Raw genomic sequence first — 18312 nt, 5'->3', positions numbered from 1 at the left:
CCGAGTGGGCTGGAAGGATATGACTCAGTGAAAGCCATCATTCTCGCGGGAGGCCGGGGCTCTCGCCTCTATCCGCTGACCCTCGTCGCCAGCAAGCAGCTGCAGGCCGTCTACGACAAGCCGATGATCTATTACCCGCTGACCGTGCTGATGGCGGCCGGCATACGGGAATTCTGCGTGATCACGACACCAGAGGACCAGCCGCGTTTCCAGGCGCTGCTCGGCGACGGCCGGCAATGGGGCATTTCGATCGAATACCGGGTGCAGGAACGCCCGGCCGGAATCGCCCAGGCGTTCCTCATCGCCGCTGACTTCATCGCCGGCGAGGCGGTGACGCTGGCGCTCGGAGACAACATCTTCGTCGGCGGCGACGCCATTCCGCGGGCGCTCGCGGAGTTTAGCGGCGGTGCCCTGATCTTTGCCTACCGCGTCACCAATCCGCGCGATTACGGCGTGGTGGAGTTCGATGCGGAGGGACGGGTCCTGTCGCTGGAGGAAAAGCCGCGCGAGCCGCGATCCCATTATGCCGTGCCGGGTCTCTACATCTTCGATAGCGATGTCGTCGGGATCGCCCGCGGGCTGAAGCCGTCGGCCCGCGGCGAGCTGGAGATCACCGACGTCAACCGCGCCTACATGGATGCGGGGCGTCTCAAGGTGCGTCGCCTGAGCCGCGGCTTCGCATGGCTCGACGCCGGTACGAGCGCCGCGCTGCAGGAGGCGGCCGCCTTCATCGAGACGGTGGAACGGCGCCAGGGAATCAAGTTCGGCTGTCCGGAGGAGGCGGCGCTGCAGCGGGGGTTCTTGAACCTGGAGGCGTTCGCGGCCCTCACGCAAATGATGCCCGACTGCGAATACCGCCACTATCTGGAGGCCGTCGCGGCCGAAGCGCGAGATCATGCGCTTGTCATGACAAGAGATGCGCCGGGAGAGCGGACAGGATAGGCTGTCGCTTTATCTACCCGCCCGATTTCTTCGGCAGGTCGATGCCGGCGAAGGTCTTGATGACGGCGCTGTCGGCTTCCTTGCCGTAGCCGGCGTTGCTGGCGTTGAGATACATCGCATAGGCGGTCGAAGCGAGCGGCAGCGGGAATTTGAGCGACCGGCCGGTTTCGGTCACCAGCCCCATGTCCTTGACGAAGATGTCGACCGCCGACATCGGCGTGTAATCGCCTTCCACGACGCCCTTCATGCGGTTCTCGAACATCCAGGAATTGCCGGCTGCGTTGGTGACGACGTCGTACATCAGATCGAGCGGGATGCCGGCGCGGGAGGCAAGCGCCATCGCCTCGGCGCCGGCCGCGATATGGACCCCGGCGAGCAGCTGGTGGACGATCTTCACCGTCGCGCCGAGCCCGATCGTCTCGCCGATATTGTAGACCTTGGCCGCGATCGCATCGAGCAACGGCTCCAGCGTGTCGAAGACGTCCTGCGGCCCGGCGGCCATGATCGTCATCTCGCCGGTCTCGGCCTTCGCCGCCCCGCCGGAGACTGGTGCATCCAGCATTTTCAGGCCGGCCGCGCGCAGATCCTCATCGAAGCGGCGGGCATCGTCGGGGGAGATCGTGGCGGACACCATGACCGGCGTTCCGGGTTTGAGCAGCGGCGCGATGCCGTTCGCGCCGAACAGCGCGTCGCGGCATTGGGCGGCGTTGACCACCAGAAGCACGACGGCGTCGAGGTCGCCGGCAAAGGCCGACGCATCCTGACCGACACCGGCGGCTCCCGCCTGTTCGAGCCGCTCTAAGGCGGCGGGGGACAAATCGACGCCGTAGACCGTCAGGCCGGCCCGCAGGGCGGACAGGGCCGCTCCCATCCCCATCGAGCCGAGGCCGATGAAACCTACCTTCATTGCCGCCAACGCGCCCTCCCATCACCTGTTTCATGCGCCTTGGCGGACAACACGTCCCGCCTTCGGCAATTCAGGACTGCCGCCTAACGCTCGCCAGATCCGCCGGCGCGATACGCCGCCATCCAGCCGAGCCCCTCGTCGGTCGAGCCGCGCGGCCGGTATTCCGCGCCGACAAAGCCTTCATAGCCGAGCGCCGCAAGAGCCGGCAGCAGCCGCTCGAAAGCGAGTTCGCCCTCGTCGGGCTCGGCGCGGGACGGGACGGCGGCAATCTGCACATGGCCGATCATGTCCCGGTGGCGCTCGAAGCGGCGGATCAGATCGCCCTGCATGATCTGGGTATGATAGCAGTCGAACATGATCTTCAGCTCGGGCCGGCCAAGACGCGCGACGATCTCCGCCGCCTGCTCGATTTCGAAGAGAAAATAGCCCGGCGCATCGCGGTGGTTGATCGGCTCGATCAGCACCGTCATGTCGTGTTTGGCGGCGCGGTCGCAGGCATAGGCGAGGTTCTTGTCGAACGTCTCGCCCGCTCCATCGACCCCTTGGGTTTTTCCGGCCATGACATGGACGGCCCGGACACCGATCTCGGCGCCGTAATCGAAGGCCTCGTCGATCGCCGCCCGGGCTTCCGTCTCGCGGCCGGGAACGGCGGCAAGCCCGAAATCGGTCGTGCCGCCCTTGCGGGTGTTGAGGCCGAGCATGGTCAGGCCGGTCTCCTCCAGCGCCCGCCGTACGGCTCCGGCGTCCTCGTCATAGGGCCAATGACATTCGACGGCGTCGAAGCCGGCCGATTTGGCGCGGGGGATCGCCGCGGGAAGCGACAGTTCGGTCCACAGGAAGCCGAGATTGGCGGACAGGCGGATCATCAGGACCACTCCACGTCGAAGGCGGTGACGACGCCGGCGATCTGTTCAGGCGTCAGCATACGCGGTTGCAGCCCGCGCGTGAGAAGCGCGAGCCGGGCCGTCTCTTCCAGTTCCTCGACGGCATAAACGGCGGATTCCAGATCCTTGCCGGCGACGACCGGACCGTGATTGGCCAGCATGACCGCCGAGCGGCGCCCCGCGAGGCCGCGGATGGCGTTGCCGATGGCCGCGTCGCCGGGCAAAAAATACGGCAATAGCTGCACCTTGCCGAGCCTTATGATCGAATAGGCGGTGAGGGGGGGCAACATGTTGTCCGGGTCGATGTCCGGCAGCATCGAAAGGGCGACGGAATGGGTCGAATGCAGATGCACCACCGCGCCGGCTGTGGATCGTGTTTCGTAGAAGGCCCGGTGCAGCGGCATCTCCTTAGTCGGCTTGTCGCCCGCGACGAGCGTACCGGCGGCATCGAACCGGCTGAGGCGGGCCGGATCGAGCCGGCCGAAGGAGGAGCCGGTCGGTGTCACCAGCAGGCCGCCATCGGGCATCCGGACCGAGATATTGCCCGAGGCGCCGTGGGTCAGGCCGCGATCGTAGATCGAGCGCGCCAGTTCGCAGACCGTCTCGCGAAGCTGTGCCTCAGCCGTCATGATGCTCGCCTTTCAGGACGCCCAGCGCGGTCTGGAAGAAATCCGCGTCGCCGAAATTGCCCGACTTCAGGGTCAGCCAGAGCGGCCGGTCCGACGCCTTGACGGCCGGAACGCCCGGCGCGATTTCCGGCCCGATAGAAAGGGCAGAGAGGCCGAGCCCCTCGACGACCGCGCCCGACGTCTCGCCGCCCGCCACGACCAACCGGGTAACGCCGGCGGCGCACAATCGGCGGGCAGTTTCGGCGAAGAATTCCTCGAGGCGAGCGGCGAGCTGGTCCCGGCCGAAACGCTGCTGCGCCGCCTTGACCGATTCCGGGTCGGCCGAGGAGTAGATGAGCGGAACACCGTCGGTCTGTTCGAGCGCCCAACCGACCGCGCCGTCAGGCGATTGCTCGCCCACCATCACCTTATCCGGTACGATTTCGAGGGCAGGGGCGGTCTCCGCATAGCGCGCGACCTGCGTCCGCGTCATCGTCGAGCACGAGCCGGACAGGATCGCCGCCGGGCCGTCAGAGCCGGTCCAGGCGGACGGCTCAGACGCCAGCAGATTCTCGGCGCGGAAATTGTCGGGCAGGCCGAGGGCGATGCCCGAGCCGCCGGTCAGAAGCCGCAGATCGCGCGCGGCGTGACCGATCGCAAGGAGATCCTCGTCGCGAATCGCGTCGACCACCACCACCGGACGCCCGGCTTTCGCTTCGCCGTCGATCGCGTCGAGGATCGCCGGGCCACCTTGGAACACCGTGGTCGCGGCGACGTGCCCGACGCCCTGTTTCGTCTGCGGCGCCAGCCAGCGGCGAAGATCGGCGTCGGTCATCGGCGTCAGCGGATGGTGTTCCATGCCGCTTTCGCTGAGCAGCCGGTCGCCGACGAACAGGTGTCCCTGATAGATGCTGCGCCCGGTTGCCGGGAAGGCAGGGCAGACGATGGTTCGATCGGCGCCGAGGCGCTGCATCAGGGCATCGATCACCGGGCCGATATTGCCCGCCGGTGTCGAATCGAAGGTCGAACAGTATTTGAACAGGAACTGCCGGCAACCCTGGCCGACCAGCCAGTCGAGCGCTTTGAGCGACAGCGCCACCGCCTCGGCCGGGGGGATCGTCCGCGATTTAAGCGCGACGATCCCGGCCTCGACGTCCGGCTCGCCGGGTCCGCCCGGCACCCCGCTATATTGCGTCACCCGCATGCCGCCCTTGGCGAGGGTGTTGGCGAGGTCGGACGAGCCGGTGAAGTCATCCCCTATGCAGCCGAGCAGCATCATCCCTCCCTGGGCGCGAATCCCGACAATGTATACCGCGTCGAAGTTTCCTACCGTGTCTTCGAGGTTCGTGCCAAGGCCATCAAGGAAAGAGGAGGCGAAGGTCGGATCGCTCGGCCTTTCCTATTCCGAACGCGGCCTACGGATTCATTGCCCGTAGAAGACATCCACGAGCGACAGCGAGACCGCCGGCACATAGGTCACCAGGATGAGGATCAGGACCAGCACGCCGATGAACGGCAGGTTGGTCTTGGTGGTCTTCCAGATGTCGGTGCGGGCGATCGAACAGGCCGTGACGAGCACGCTGGCGACCGGCGGTGTCTGCTGGCCGAGTGCGATGTTCAGCGTCAACAATATGCCGAACTGGATCGGGTCGATGCCGATCTCGTGGACCAGCGGCATGAAGATCGGCACCGTCAGGATGATCGCCGCCGCGCCGTGCAGGACCATGCCGACGAACAGGAGAAAGACGTTGATGATCATCAGGACTAGGAACTTGTCCGTCGTCAGGGTGGTGATGCTGGCGGCGAGGCGCTGCGGCATCTCGGTCTCGGTCAGATAGAGGCCGAGCACCGCGGATGTCGCGACCAGCAGCATGACGACCGCGGTCTGGATCACTCCGTCGACCAGCGAAAGATAGAGTTTGCGCAGATTGATCTCGCGATAGATGAAGCCGCCGATCAGCAGCGCCGCGACGACGGCGAGGCCCGCGCCTTCGGTCGCCGTGACGAAGCCGCCGAAGATTCCGCCGAGGATGATCACCGGCAGGACCAGCGCCCAGCCCGCGTTCTTCGTCGCCGTCCAGAGGCGGGGGAGGCTGAACGCCTCCTCGCGCGGCAGGTCGTAGCGAACGGCGAAATAATAGGAGAGCGCCATCATCGAAAAGCCGCCGAGCAGCCCCGGCACGATGCCGGCGACGAACAGCCGGACGATCGAGGTGTCCGACAGTGCGCCATAGAGGATCATCGGGATCGATGGCGGGATGATAATGGCCAGCGAGGCGGAGGACGAGGTGATCGCGGCGGCGAAGCGGGGCGAATAGCCCTTCTTCTTCATCGCCGGGATCAGCACCGAGCCGATCGCCGCGACATCGGCGACGGCCGAGCCGGAAATTTCGGCGAAGAACAGCGAGACCCCGACATTCACCATCGCCAGGCCACCGCGCAGAAAGCCGATCAAAGCGGAAACGAAGGTGATCAGGCGCTGCGAGATGCCGCCGGTGTTCATCAACGCGCCGGCCAGGATGAACAGCGGAATGGCGATCAGCGGGAAGCTGGTCGCGCCGTCGAAGATTGATAGCGCGGCGTTCAGGAAGCCAAGATGGCCGTTCAGGATGAACACGCCGACCAGCGCGCTGGCGAGGATTGCGACCGCGATCGGCAGACCGATGGCGATCAGTACGAACATCAACAGGAGTATCAGCGCCTCGGTCATTTCGGCTCTCCCGCGCGCATGGCGTTGAGTTCGGTTTCGGCGCGGGCGATCTCGGTCTCGATTTCGCGCTGCTCCGGATCGAGGCCTTCCTGAACGTCCCGGTAACGTTCGGGGAGGGTCAGGATACGCGCCAGGATGATCAGCCCGGCGCTGACCGGCAGAATCGCCTGCACGAAATCGCGGGGTATGAAACGCACGGAAATCAGCGTCTCATTGCCGAAGATATCGAGGATCGCCCAACCGCCCCAACCGATCACCACGAAGACGACCAGGAAGATCAGCTCGACCAACGCGAACAGGATCGTGCGGCTCGGCCGCGGCAAGGCGAAGAGGAGGCCGCTGAATCCGAGATGCGCATTGCGCATCGTCGCCAGCGCGGCCCCGGAAAAGGTGATCCAGGCGAGCAGCACCGACGCGATCTCGTCGTACCAGATCAGCGAGTTGCCGGAATAGCGGAAGCTTACGCCCAGAAGGACCACCCCCGTAAGGACGATCAGCAGAAACAGCGTCACTGCCTGAAGGGCGATGTCGAGCCAGCGGGCGAGCCGGGACATGGGCGGTTTTTCCAAAAGAAGGCACGTGAGGTGGTTGACGAGCGAAGGACGGGGGCCGGTTCGCCGGCCCCCGAATCCCTCTGGCGGTCTCAGGACCCGTCGGCGAGCGACTGGGCCTTCTCGATCATCTCCTGACCACCGTCCACTTCCGCCGCGAACTTCTCATAGAGCGGCTTGGAAGCGTCGACGAAGGCCTGACGGTCGGCCTCGTTGACCTCCATGCCGCCATCCTTCAGCTTCTGCAGGAGTTCGCCGTCGGCGCTGGCGCCCTGTTCGCGGGCCCATGTCGCGACCTCCCTGGCGGTCTCGGCGAGCACCGTCTGAACCTCCGGGTCGAGCTTTTCGAAGGTCGCGATCCCAACCGTCGGATAGGCCGGCGAATAAACGTGGCCGGACATCGACAGGTATTTCTGCACCTCGTCGAGCTTGCCGGCGGCGATGTTGGTCAGCGGATTTTCCTGACCGTCGATGACGCCGGTCTGCAGCGCAACGAAAACCTCGGAGAAGGACATCGGCGTTGGATTGGCGCCATAGGCCTCGAACATCGCCACCCGCCAGGACGAATTCGGGGTGCGGATCTTCAATCCGTCGAGATCGGCCGGCGTGTTGATCGGCCGGACATTGTTGGTGATCTGACGGAAGCCGTTCTCCCAGATCGCCAGCGGGCGATAGCCCTGGGCCTCGGCGGCGGGCACCAGCACGTCCTTGAACAGGGTTTCGTCGATCCGCGCCAGGTGGTCGCGATCCTTGACCATGAAGGGCAGGTCGAAAATCGCGTATTCCGGCGCGATCTCCGGCATGGTCGAGGACGGCAGCGTCAGGTGCATGGTGCCGAGCTTGATCTTCTGCAGCATGTCCTTGTCCTTGCCGAGCTGCGAGGAGTCGAACACCTTGACCACGGCCTTGTCGCCGAGCTTTTCGTTGGCGCGCTTGGCGAATTCGCTGGCGGTCCGCTCCTGCAGCGAACCATTGGCCGCGCTGATGCCGAAGATGATCTCTTCCTGGGCCTGAGCGGCGGCGCTGGTAGCCAGCAATGCGGCGCCGGCGAGAAGCGCCTTCAACGTGGTGTGCATCATAATCTTTCCTCCCATCTGCGTTGAAAAACTGTCGTTTGGTCTGGTCGTCCGGGGCGCGGCCTTTTCCGGCCGTTCTTGCGCGTGGAATTGGGCCGTGCGTCTCAGGCGGCGGCCGATGGTTCGAGAGCCTGGCGAAAAAGCGCGGCCAGGGTCTGATGCGGCGGCGGTGGATTCTCCTCCGCCTCATTCTTGCGGGCCGCGAGCATCAGCCCGAGCTCGATCGCCTTGCGGCCGGCGCCGGCATTGGCGATGCCTTGGCCGGCGATGTCGTAGGCGGTTCCGTGCGCCGGCGTGACGATCGGAAACGGGTAGCCGGCGATCAGCGTGACACCGCGATCGAAGCCGACCAGCTTCATCGCGATCTGTCCCTGGTCGTGATACATCGTCAGCACGGCGTCGAACTCGCCCTTCAGGGCCCGCACGAACACGGTGTCGGAGGGGATCGGTCCCGTCACCGCCATCTGGTGGGACACTGCCCGCTCGACGGCCGGCAGGATGATCGCGTCGTCCTCGGTGCCGAAATTGCCGCCGTCGCCGGCATGGGGATTGAGCGCCGCGACGCCGATCCGCGGCCGCGCGAACCCGGCTCCTTGCATGGTCTCGACGGTCAGGCGCAGGCTCTCGAAGATGCGCTCTTCGCTCAGCGCGCCGGCAACCTCGGACAGCGGGATATGCGAGGTGCAGCGGGCGTTCCAGACTTCGTCGAGAACGTTGAACTCGCTGCCGTTGCGCGTTGCGTGAATGGTGCGGTTCACGAAGCCGATCTCATCGACGTAATCGGATTCGGCCAGCCGCATGGCGTGCTTGTTGAAGGGCGTGAAGAACACCGCGTCGGCATGGCCGGCATGGGCCGCCAACAGCGCGCAGCGGAAATTCGCCAGTGCCGATCGCCCGCCATCGGCGCTGGCGGTGCCGAGCTCGATGGCGGCGGGGTCGCAGTTTTCGAGATCGACGAAGCACGAGCGCTCGGATCGATGCGTCCCCAACTCCTCCAGCGACAAGATCGGCAGATCGATGGCGACGCCAGCGTGTTCGGCTCCCATCTCCAGAACGCGGCGATCCCCGATGACCAGCATCACGGCCCTGGATGCCACGTCATCGGCGAGCAGCCGCGCGGCGAGTTCAGGACTGATGCCCGAGGGGTCACCAATCGCAAAGGCGATCACCAGATCGTTTCGCATTCGGCCTCCCGCCGGTTCTGGATATTGAATTTTGCATACGATATTTCTTTTGACGCGCGCAAGCGGTTTTTTTGCTATGAGAGGTCGTTGCCACCTGCTGGAGCCCATCGTGACTGAACTGCCGGCTGAAGCCGATATCGCCTATCCGGACGCTCCCCTGATCCAGAGGCAGACCCTGCACGAGCAGGTCGCGGGCCGAATCCGTGACCTCATCATCGAGGGACATCTGAAACCGGGCGCGCGCATCAACGAGGCGGCGCTGGTCGATTCCCTCGGCGTTTCCCGCACGCCGCTCCGCGAGGCGCTCCGCACACTCGCCGGCGAGGGCCTGATCGACATTCGGCCGGCCCGGGGCAGCGTCGTGCGGCGGCTGACCCCCGAGGACGTGTTCTCGATGCTGGAGGTTCTGGCGGAATTGGAAAAACTCGCCGGCCGGCTGGTGTGCGAACGCGCCAGCGACGCGGAGATCGCCGATCTTCTCGCGATCCACGACGAGATGATGGTGTATTACGCGGCGCGGGACCGACTACCCTATTACAAGGCCAATCAGGAGATACACGCGCGGATCGCGCGGCTTTCGGGCAACAACATGCTGAGCGACGTGCAGGCGAACATCCAGTCGCGCCTGAAGCGGATCCGCTTCATCGGCAATCGGCGGCCGGAGGCCTGGGCGAACGCCGTCGCCGAGCACGAGGAAATGGCCGAAGCGCTCCGGATTCGGGATGGCGCGCGCCTCGGCGACGTGCTCGCCCGGCACCTGATGAATACCTGGGACCGGGTCAAGGACGTCGTCTGACCGGTTCGCCCGCCGCACCCGCCGCATGGGAAGCGGGCGCGAAACGGGTCGGCCCGCGCGCTACTCCGCCGCTTCCTGATAGTCCTCGACGGGCGGGCAGGAGCAGACGAGGTGGCGGTCGCCATAGACATTGTCGACGCGGTTGACCGGCGCCCAGTATTTGTCGACGCGGAACGCCCCCGGCGGATAACACGCCTGTTCGCGGGTGTAGGGCCGATCCCATTCGCCGACGAGATCCTCCACCGTGTGCGGCGCGTTCTTCAGCGGATTGTTCTGGGCATCAATGCGACCTTCCTCGATGGCGCGCGCCTCCTCGCGTATCGCCAGCATGGCGTCACAGAAGCGGTCGAGCTCGGCCTTGGTCTCCGATTCCGTCGGCTCGATCATCAGCGTGCCGGCCACCGGCCAGCTCATCGTCGGGGCGTGGAAGCCGCAGTCGATCAGCCGCTTGGCCACATCGTCGACGCTGACGCCCGCGGTTTCCTGCAGGATGCGGGTGTCGACGATGCATTCATGCGCCACCCGGCCGTTCCTGGCCTTGTAGAGCACCGGATAGGCATCTTCGAGACGCTTGGCGATGTAATTGGCGTTGAGGATCGCGACCTTGGTCGCCTGGGTGAGGCCCGCGCCGCCCATCATCAGGCAGTAGCTCCACGAGATCGGCAGGATCGAGGGCGAGCCGAACGGCGCGGCCGAGACCGGTCCCTCGCTTCCCCCCGTCGCCGGATGACCCGGCAGATAGGGCGCCAGATGCGCCTTGACCCCGATCGGCCCCATGCCCGGACCGCCGCCGCCATGGGGGATGCAGAAGGTCTTGTGGAGGTTCAGATGACTGACATCGGCGCCGAAGTCGCCCGGCCGTGCGAGGCCGACGAGGGCGTTCATGTTGGCTCCGTCGAGATAGACCTGGCCGCCATGCTCGTGGACGATGGCGCAGAGTTCGGCGACGCTCGCCTCGAAGACCCCATGCGTCGAGGGATAGGTGATCATGCAGGCGGCGAGATTGGCCGCGTGGGCCTCGGCCTTGGCGCGGAAATCGTCGACATCGATGTCGCCGTTCTCATCCGATTTCACCACGACCACCTTCATTCCCGCCATCTGCGCCGAAGCCGGGTTGGTGCCGTGCGCCGAGGTCGGGATCAGGCAGATGTCGCGGTGATCCTCGCCATTGGCCTGGTGATAGGCGCGGATGGTGAGAAGACCCGCATATTCGCCCTGAGCGCCGGAATTCGGTTGCATGGACACGGCGTCGTAGCCGGTGATCTGGCACAGCTTGTCGGACAGATCGGCAATCAATGCCTTGTAGCCGAGCGCCTGATCCTGCGGCACGAAGGGATGCAGTTCGGCATATTCCGGCCACGTGATCGGCAGCATCTCGGCCGTGGCGTTCAGCTTCATGGTGCAGGAGCCGAGCGGGATCATCGACCGATCCAGCGCGAGATCGCGGTCCGCGAGACGCCGAATGTAACGCGTCATCTCGCTTTCGGCGCGATTCATATGGAAGACCGGATGGGTGAGGTAATCGGTCTTGCGCAGCAGCGGTTCCGGCAGCCGGTATTCGGTATCGAATTCCTCGACCTTGAACTCGCCGCCAAAGGCCCGCCACACCGCCTCGATCGTGACCGGCCGGGTCCGCTCGTCGATGCTGATGCCGATCCGGTCGGTGCCGACCTTGCGCAGATTGACGCCGTCGGCGACGGCCGATTTCAGGATGGCGCCCTGCAGCCGCCCGACCTCGACCGTCATGGTATCGAAGAAGGCATCCGGCTCGACCGTGTAGCCGAGCTTCTTCAGCCCATTGGCCAGAAGAACGGCGCGCCGGTGGACCCGCTGGGCGATGGCCCTGAGCCCTTCCGGCCCGTGGAACACGACGTACATCGCCGCCATGACGGCGAGCAGCACCTGCGCCGTGCAGATGTTCGACGTCGCCTTCTCACGGCGGATGTGCTGTTCGCGGGTCTGCAGCGCCAGACGGTAGGCACGGTTGCCGCGGGCATCGACGGAAACGCCGACGAGCCGGCCGGGCATCGCGCGTTTGTGCGCGTCCTTCACCGCCATATAGGCGGCGTGCGGCCCGCCATAGCCCATCGGCACGCCGAAGCGCTGGGTCGAGCCGACCGCGATGTCGGCGTTCATCTCGCCGGGTGTCTTCAAGAGCGCCAGCGACAGGGGATCGGCCGCCATCACCGCGAGGGCGTTCTCGCCATGCAGCGACGCGATCACCTCGGTGAAGTCGCGGACGTGGCCATAGGTGCCGGGGTACTGGAAGATCGCTCCGAACACCTTCTCCGGCCTCAGATCGGCAAAGGGGTCGCCGATTTCCACCCGCCAGCCGAGCGGCTCGGCGCGGGTCCGGATCACCGCGATCGTCTGGGCGTGGCAGTTCTCGTCGACGAAAAAGACCGTGCGTTTCGACTTCGACAGCCGCTGCGCCATCGCCATCGCCTCGGCCGCCGCGGTCGCTTCATCCAAGAGCGAGGCGTTGGCGACATCGAGGCCGGTGAGGTCCGAGACCATGGTCTGGAAATTCAGCAGCGCTTCCAGCCGACCCTGGCTGATCTCCGGCTGATAGGGCGTGTAGGCGGTGTACCAGGCCGGATTTTCCAGAATGTTGCGCTGGATGACCGGCGGCGTAATGGTGCCGTAATAGCCCTGGCCCAGCAAGGAGACGAGGTTCTGGTTGCGGTTGGCCGTCTCGCGCAGGGCGTCCAGCGCCTGGCGCTCGGTCATCGCCGCCCCCCATTCCAGCGGCTCTTTCTGCCGGATCGACGCGGGGACCGTTTCGTCGATGAAGGCATCCAGGCTATCGGCGCCCAGCAGGGCCAGCATCGCGCCCATCTCGGCCGGCGAGGGGCCGATATGGCGCCGGTTGGCGAAATCGTAAGGGTCGTAGTCGGTAAAATCGAAGCTCATGGGTGACGCCTCATCCGACCAGCGCCTTGTAGGCGTCCTCATCCATCAGGACATCGGCCGCCGACGGATCCTTCAGCTTCATCTTGAAGAACCAGCCGGCATCCATCGGGTCGTTGTTGACGACGGACGGATCGTCGGCGATCGCCGGGTTCACCACGGTGATCTCGCCATCGAGCGGCGCGTAGATTTCGGACGCAGCCTTGACGGATTCGACCACGGCGACGTCGTCGCCCTTGGCGAAGCTCGCGCCGACATCCGGCAATTCGACAAAAACGAGGTCGCCGAGCTGAATCGAGGCGTGGGTGGTGATCCCGACCGTGGCGATATCGCCGTCGAGCCGCAGCCACTCATGGTCTTCGGTGAATTTCAGCATCCAGGCTGTCCTTTAATGACGTTTGAAGTTGGCGGCGACGAACGGAAGCGGCGTGACGACAAGCGGAACACGCTTGCCCCGGACATCGGCGAAGAGCCGCGTTCCGCTCCCAGCGAGTTGCGAAGGGACATAGCCCATGGCGACCGGGCCTTCCATGCTGGGGCCGAAACCGCCGGAGGTCACGGCGCCAACAGGCGAGGCGGCCTGTTCGTCGGCGAACAGCGCCGCGCCGCCGCGGACCGGGGTCCGCGTTTCCGGCCGGAGCCCGACGCGGCGACGCGACGCGCCCTCGGCCAGTTCCGCCAGTATCCTGTCCGCGCCCGGAAAACCGCCGGCCCGCTCGCCGCCCGCGCGGCGCACCTTCTGGATCGCCCATTCGAGCGCGGCTTCCACCGGCGTCGTGGTCGTGTCGATATCGTTGCCATAAAGGCAGAGGCCCGCCTCCAGCCGCAGGGAATCGCGGGCCCCGAGACCGATCGGCTCCACCGCCTCGTCGGCGAGCAGCGCGGTCGCGAGCGCCTCGGCCCGGTCAGTCGGGACGGAGATCTCAAAGCCGTCCTCACCCGTGTAGCCGGAACGCGAAACGATGCATGACGCGCCGCAGAGCGTAACCTCCCTGACGTCCATGAAGCGCATCGCGGTGACATCGCCCGAAAGCGCGCTGAGCGCGGCTTCGGCCTTCGGGCCTTGCAGCGCGACCAGGGCGCGATCGGTCAGCGGCGAGATTTCGCAGCTCTCCGAAAGGGCGGCGCTGAGATGGGCGATGTCCTCGGCCTTGCAAGCCGCATTGACGACCAGGAACAAATGGTCGCCGCGATGGGCAACCATCAGATCGTCCAGAATGCCGCCGGCCGGGTTGGTGAACAGCGCGTAGCGCTGCCGCCCTTCCTTGAGGCCGGCGATGTCCACCGGCACCAGCGTTTCGAGCGCCAGCGCGGCGTCGCGGATGTCGCCCGACCGCGGCCTGATCGTCACCTGCCCCATGTGGGATACGTCGAACAGTCCGGCGGCGGCGCGCGTATGCAGATGCTCATTCATCACGCCGGCCGGATACTGCACCGGCATGTCGTAGCCGGCGAACGGCACCATCCGCGCGCCGAGCGACATGTGCAGGTCGAACAGCGGCGTCTTCAACAACTCTGCCGTCTTACTCAAACGCCTTGCCTCCGGCCCTTGGATCCGATCTCACTATAGTCAGGATCGGCGCCGCGTCACTAGCCGTTTCCTGGCCTTGTGGCGGGGCCGTCCAACCGGAAATGCTCCGTGTCACCGCATGTTGTCGGGGGCCTTGGATGCGGGGTGGGCGCGGGTGATTCATCGCGTGTGAACCGGACCGAAAGGGTGTATCTTAAGCATTATCGGTCTTCACTACGGCGTGAGATGCCGCGTGATCGCGTCTTTTCCCTTTGCGAATGGGCTGTGGCGCGCAATGTTGGCGCCAAAGACATGGCGTCGTCCGCAAATCGGTGGCCGGCGACGTGTCAGTCGTGTGCGTTTGGCAGGCGGCGCGAAAGAGGAGACGGAATGGAAACGGACGGCGGCGCAGGTTGGATATCCACACTCAAGCGCTACCTTCCTCTCGCGATCATCGCGGCCGGACTGCTGCTTGCCTATAGCCTCGGTCTGCATGGCTATCTTTCGCTCGAGTCCTTCCTCGCCAGCCGTGACCTTCTCGGCCGCTTCGTCTCGGAAAATACGGCCGTCGCCTCGGTCGGATATGTGGTCGGCTACGCCGTTCTTGTTGCTTTCGCCTTTCCCGCGGCGGCGATCTTCACCGTCGCAAGCGGCTTCCTGTTCGGGTGGTTGCTCGGCGGAATCCTCACCATCATCGGCGCCACGATCGGCGCGACGGTCATCTTCGTGGCCGCGCGTTACGCATTCGGGGATCTGCTGCGCAAGCGCGCTGGCGGTGCCATTGCGCGCTTCGCCGACGGTTTTCGCGACGACGCCTTCGCCTATCTTCTCGTCCTGCGGCTGACGCCGGTCATGCCCTTCGTCGCTGTCAACGTGGCGCCAGCCTTCTTCGACGTTCCGCTCAGAACCTATGTCATGGCGACGTTGATCGGCATCATCCCAGGTTCGATGGTCTATGCCTTCCTCGGCAGCGGCATCAATCAGGCGCTCGTCAATGTCGGCGAGGGGGATGTCGAGCTCGCCGATCTCTTGACGACGGAGATGACCATCGCATTGCTCGGGCTCGCCGCCTTCGCGATCCTCGGTCTGGTCCTGAAGAAGACCTATTTTCGTGGACGGCGCCCGGCCGCCGCCGAAGCGAAGCCACGCGGAGGCTGAGATGGCCGAGATCCTGACACCCGACATCTGCGTCATCGGAGGCGGGTCGGGCGGCCTGACCACGGCCGCGGCCGCCGCCGCATTCGGGGTGCCGGTCGTTCTCGTCGAGCGCGGCCTGATGGGCGGCGATTGCCTCAACTACGGCTGCGTCCCCTCAAAGGCGCTGCTCGCCGCCGGCAAGCACGCCGCCGCTATTCGCGCCGCGCCGCTGTTCGGCGTGTCGGCCGGCGAGCCGGCGGTCGATTTTGCCGCCGTGAAGGCGCATGTCGACGGGGTGATCGGGGCGATCGCACCCAATGATTCGGTCGAGCGCTTCGAAGGTCTCGGCGTCCGGGTGATCAAGGCCGATGCGCACTTCACCGACCCCAACACCGTCAATGCCGGCGGCCAGCTGATCCGCGCCCGACGCTTCGTCGTCGCCGCCGGTTCGTCGCCGCTGGTTCCGCCCATCGACGGGTTGGCCCAGACGCCGCATCTCACCAATGAGACGATCTTCTCCCTCACCGAGCGGCCGGACCATCTCCTGGTCATCGGAGGCGGCCCGATCGGCATGGAAATGGCGCAGGCGCATCGCCGGCTCGGCGCCAAGGTCACCGTGGTGGAAGGCGAGACCGCGCTTGGCAACGACGATCCGGAACTCGCCGCCGTTGTCCTTGAGGCCTTACGCGCGGAAGGCGTCGTCGTCGAGGAACATACCAAGGTGGTCGGGGTCGAAGGAGGCGGGGAAGTGGTCCGGCTTTCCGTCGGGCGCAAGAACGGCGAGAAAGCGACGATCGAGGGGAGCCATCTCCTGGTCGCGGTCGGCCGGGCGGCGAATGTCGAGGGCCTCGGCCTCGAAGCCGCCGGCATCGAACACGACCGGCGCGGCATCAAGGTCGGCTCCGATCTGCGCAGCTCGAACCGGCGGGTCTACGCCGTCGGCGACATCGCCGGCGGCCCGCAATTCACCCATGTCGCCAATTACCACGCCGGGCTGGTCATAAGAGCCATCCTGTTTCGCCTGCCGATCAAGACGGATCACGACAAGATTCCGCATGTGACCTTCACCGATCCGGAACTCGGCCAGGTCGGCCTGACCGAGGCGCAGGCCACGACGCGCGGGCTCACTGTGGACGTGCTGCGCTGGCCTTTCGAGGAAAACGATCGCGCCCAGACCGAACGGCGCACCCACGGGCTGGCCAAGCTCGTCGTCGGCCGCGGCGGACGGCTGCTCGGGGCCGGTGTCGTCGGCGCCGAGGCGGGCGAACTCACCAATCTGTTCTCGCTGGCGATCGGTCGGGGCCTGAAGATTTCCGATCTGCGCGATTTCGTCTCGCCCTATCCGACGTTTTCCGAAATTGGCAAACGGGCGGCCACCTCCTACTATCATCCCTATACGCGACGTCCGCTGGTGCGCCGCGCTATCGGCTTCTTGAGCCGGTTCGGCTGACCGGGCGCATGGATAGCGTCGAGCCGGTCGAATCCCCAGGCCTCAAGACTGCAACCGAAGGGACGAGCGCCGCATTGCCGCAGGACCCGAAGCGACCCGCCGATCGTCGATCGAAGGATGCCGCGCGCGTGCCGCTCGTCCGCCGGCGTATTTCGACGCGGCTCCTGCTCATCACCATGCTGGCGGTGATGCTCGCCGAGGTGCTCATCTTCGTTCCCTCGATCGCCAATTTCCGCGAGGAGTGGCTGTCGGCCAAGATCGAAACCGCGGCCGTCGCAGGCCTCGCCTCGCGGCAGAACAATCCGCAGGGCGACGCGGTGCTGGGCCCCGACCAGGAGGCGAGCCTGCTCAAGGCCCTCGACGCCAAGCTCGTTGCGATCGTCGAGGACGACGTCTCGCGGCTGCTCGCCCGTGACGACACGCTCGATGTCGTCGATCTGCAGATCGATCTGAGCCGTCAGAACCCGTTCCGGATGGTCACGGGCGCGCTCAACACGCTTCTGTCCGGCGACGACCGGACGATGCGGGTGTTCGGCCCGGTCGGCGACGGATCGCTGGTCGGCGAGGTGGTGATGTCGGAATATCCGTTGCGTCGCGACATGCTGATCTATTCGCGCAACATCCTGTTTCTGTCCCTGGCGATCGCCTCCTTCGCCGCGCTTCTCGTCTACGGCTCGATCAGCGCTTATCTGATCCGCCCGATCCAGGCGATGACGGGCTCGATGATCCGGTTCGGCGAGAAGCCGGCGGATGTCTCCAGAATCATCCGGCCGACCGGGCGCGACGACGAGATCGGCGTGGCGGAGGCTGAGCTGGCCGCCATGCAGACGCGCCTGGCCGATACTTTGCGCGAACAACGCCATCTGGCGGATCTCGGCCTCGCCGTTTCCAAGATCAATCACGACCTGCGCAACATCCTCGCCTCGGCGCAGATGATCTCGGATCGCCTGGCCACCCTCAACGATCCGCGCGTCCAGCGGGTCGCGCCCATGTTGCTGCGGAGCCTCGACCGGGCCCTGAACTACACCCAATCGGTGTTGGCCTACGGGAGCGCGGTCGAAAACGCGCCGGTCAAGCGCAGGGTACGGCTGAAACAGCTGGTCAAGCACGTCTTCGAGATGGTCGCGGTTTCGCCGGAGTCCAAGATCGACTGCGTCAATGCGGTGGGCGGGGGTTTGGAGGTGGAGGTCGATCCGGACCAGTTCCACCGGGTGCTCGTCAATCTTTGCCGCAACGCCGTGCAGGCGCTGGAGGGCAACGAGGCAGAGGAGCCCTCGCTGGTGCGGCGGATCACCATCGCCGCGCGGCAGGAGGCCGATGGCGAGACGCTGATCGTCGTGGAGGATACCGGACCGGGGCTTCCCGAACGGGCCCGGGAAAACCTGTTCAAGGCGTTCACGGGGTCGGTGCGTTCCGGCGGTACCGGCCTCGGCCTCGCCATCGCGGCGGAGATCGTCGAGGCGCATGGCGGCCGCATCGCGCTCGCCGACAGCGCGACGCCGGGAGCCCGCTTCGAAATCCGGCTGCCGGCGGGTTCGTCGCACGGCGCGACCGCAGGGCCGGTTGACTGAGGGTGGGACCTCTGGCTGAAAATTTGCGGCCGATGCCGACTTGCATTCCAAAGCCCGAGCGGCTACCTAGCGGCTC

General features: G+C 65.8%; 16 protein-coding genes. 5 read left to right on the top strand and 11 right to left on the bottom strand.

Annotation, left to right across the window (positions count from 1 at the left end):
* The first annotated feature begins 27 nt into the window (after positions 1 to 27).
* Positions 28 to 942, top strand: coding sequence for a glucose-1-phosphate thymidylyltransferase RfbA (gene rfbA / locus MJ956_RS07405; RefSeq protein ID WP_253963842.1), 915 nt, complete (start codon positions 28 to 30; stop codon positions 940 to 942).
* A 13-nt stretch (positions 943 to 955) separates the two neighbouring features.
* Here rfbA and ltnD read toward each other — a convergent pair whose 3' ends face one another.
* From ltnD to MJ956_RS07365, 8 genes are all read right to left on the bottom strand, one after another.
* On the bottom strand, positions 956 to 1849 hold the full coding sequence (gene ltnD, locus MJ956_RS07400) for an L-threonate dehydrogenase (RefSeq protein WP_253963841.1): 894 nt from the start codon (positions 1847 to 1849) through the stop codon (positions 956 to 958).
* 83 nt (positions 1850 to 1932) lie between these two features.
* Entirely contained in the window at positions 1933 to 2715 is a 783-nt protein-coding gene (locus MJ956_RS07395) for a hydroxypyruvate isomerase family protein (protein WP_253963840.1), read from the bottom strand.
* Positions 2715 to 3362, bottom strand: coding sequence for a 3-oxo-tetronate 4-phosphate decarboxylase (gene otnC / locus MJ956_RS07390; RefSeq protein ID WP_253963839.1), 648 nt, complete (start codon positions 3360 to 3362; stop codon positions 2715 to 2717). The genes MJ956_RS07395 and otnC overlap by 1 nt, the downstream gene beginning before the upstream one ends.
* Positions 3352 to 4617, bottom strand: coding sequence for a 3-oxo-tetronate kinase (gene otnK / locus MJ956_RS07385; RefSeq protein ID WP_253963838.1), 1266 nt, complete (start codon positions 4615 to 4617; stop codon positions 3352 to 3354). Before otnK ends, otnC begins: the two co-directional genes overlap by 11 nt.
* A 147-nt stretch (positions 4618 to 4764) precedes the next feature.
* The gene (locus MJ956_RS07380; protein ID WP_253963837.1) at positions 4765 to 6051 is read right to left on the bottom strand and encodes a TRAP transporter large permease; all 1287 of its coding nucleotides are present in this window, start codon (positions 6049 to 6051) and stop codon (positions 4765 to 4767) included.
* The gene (locus MJ956_RS07375) at positions 6048 to 6605 is read right to left on the bottom strand and encodes a TRAP transporter small permease (protein WP_253963836.1); all 558 of its coding nucleotides are present in this window, start codon (positions 6603 to 6605) and stop codon (positions 6048 to 6050) included. Before MJ956_RS07375 ends, MJ956_RS07380 begins: the two co-directional genes overlap by 4 nt.
* Before the next feature lie 89 nt (positions 6606 to 6694).
* Positions 6695 to 7678, bottom strand: coding sequence for a TRAP transporter substrate-binding protein (locus tag MJ956_RS07370; protein WP_253963835.1), 984 nt, complete (start codon positions 7676 to 7678; stop codon positions 6695 to 6697).
* Positions 7679 to 7782: 104 nt separating this feature from the next.
* On the bottom strand, positions 7783 to 8862 hold the full coding sequence (locus tag MJ956_RS07365; protein ID WP_253963834.1) for a 4-hydroxythreonine-4-phosphate dehydrogenase PdxA: 1080 nt from the start codon (positions 8860 to 8862) through the stop codon (positions 7783 to 7785).
* A gap of 109 nt (positions 8863 to 8971) precedes the next feature.
* Here MJ956_RS07365 and MJ956_RS07360 point away from each other — a divergent pair, with 109 nt between their 5' ends.
* The gene (locus MJ956_RS07360) at positions 8972 to 9658 is read left to right on the top strand and encodes a GntR family transcriptional regulator (protein ID WP_423724814.1); all 687 of its coding nucleotides are present in this window, start codon (positions 8972 to 8974) and stop codon (positions 9656 to 9658) included.
* A 60-nt stretch (positions 9659 to 9718) separates the two neighbouring features.
* On the opposite strand, the gene gcvP is transcribed toward MJ956_RS07360, so the two are convergent.
* Genes gcvP through gcvT form a run of 3 tightly spaced genes read right to left on the bottom strand, consistent with a single transcriptional unit; the run spans position 9719 to position 14099 of the window.
* Positions 9719 to 12613: an aminomethyl-transferring glycine dehydrogenase gene (gcvP, locus tag MJ956_RS07355; RefSeq protein ID WP_423724813.1), complete on the bottom strand. Its 2895-nt coding sequence runs from the start codon at positions 12611 to 12613 to the stop codon at positions 9719 to 9721.
* A complete protein-coding gene (gene gcvH, locus MJ956_RS07350; protein WP_253963832.1) occupies positions 12582 to 12944 on the bottom strand; it encodes a glycine cleavage system protein GcvH in 363 nt (120 codons plus the stop codon). The genes gcvP and gcvH overlap by 32 nt, the downstream gene beginning before the upstream one ends.
* A gap of 12 nt (positions 12945 to 12956) precedes the next feature.
* A complete protein-coding gene (gene gcvT, locus MJ956_RS07345) occupies positions 12957 to 14099 on the bottom strand; it encodes a glycine cleavage system aminomethyltransferase GcvT (protein WP_256477766.1) in 1143 nt (380 codons plus the stop codon).
* A gap of 369 nt (positions 14100 to 14468) precedes the next feature.
* Here gcvT and MJ956_RS07340 point away from each other — a divergent pair, with 369 nt between their 5' ends.
* From MJ956_RS07340 to MJ956_RS07330, 3 genes are all read left to right on the top strand, one after another.
* Complete coding sequence (locus MJ956_RS07340; protein ID WP_253963831.1) at positions 14469 to 15236, top strand: TVP38/TMEM64 family protein; 768 nt, start codon at positions 14469 to 14471, stop codon at positions 15234 to 15236.
* 1 nt (position 15237) lies between these two features.
* Positions 15238 to 16665 (top strand): dihydrolipoyl dehydrogenase family protein, encoded by a 1428-nt coding sequence (locus MJ956_RS07335; RefSeq protein ID WP_253963830.1) that lies wholly within the window; start codon positions 15238 to 15240, stop codon positions 16663 to 16665.
* A 128-nt stretch (positions 16666 to 16793) separates the two neighbouring features.
* A complete protein-coding gene (locus MJ956_RS07330; RefSeq protein WP_253963829.1) occupies positions 16794 to 18236 on the top strand; it encodes a sensor histidine kinase in 1443 nt (480 codons plus the stop codon).
* Positions 18237 to 18312 lie beyond the last annotated feature (76 nt).

The sequence above is a fragment of the Aurantimonas marianensis genome, assembly GCF_024195285.1.
In the GTDB taxonomy this organism is placed as follows: Bacteria; Pseudomonadota; Alphaproteobacteria; order Rhizobiales; family Rhizobiaceae; genus Aurantimonas; species Aurantimonas marianensis.
Note: the sequence above shows the minus strand (reverse complement) of the source record. Positions and strands in the feature narration are given on the sequence as shown.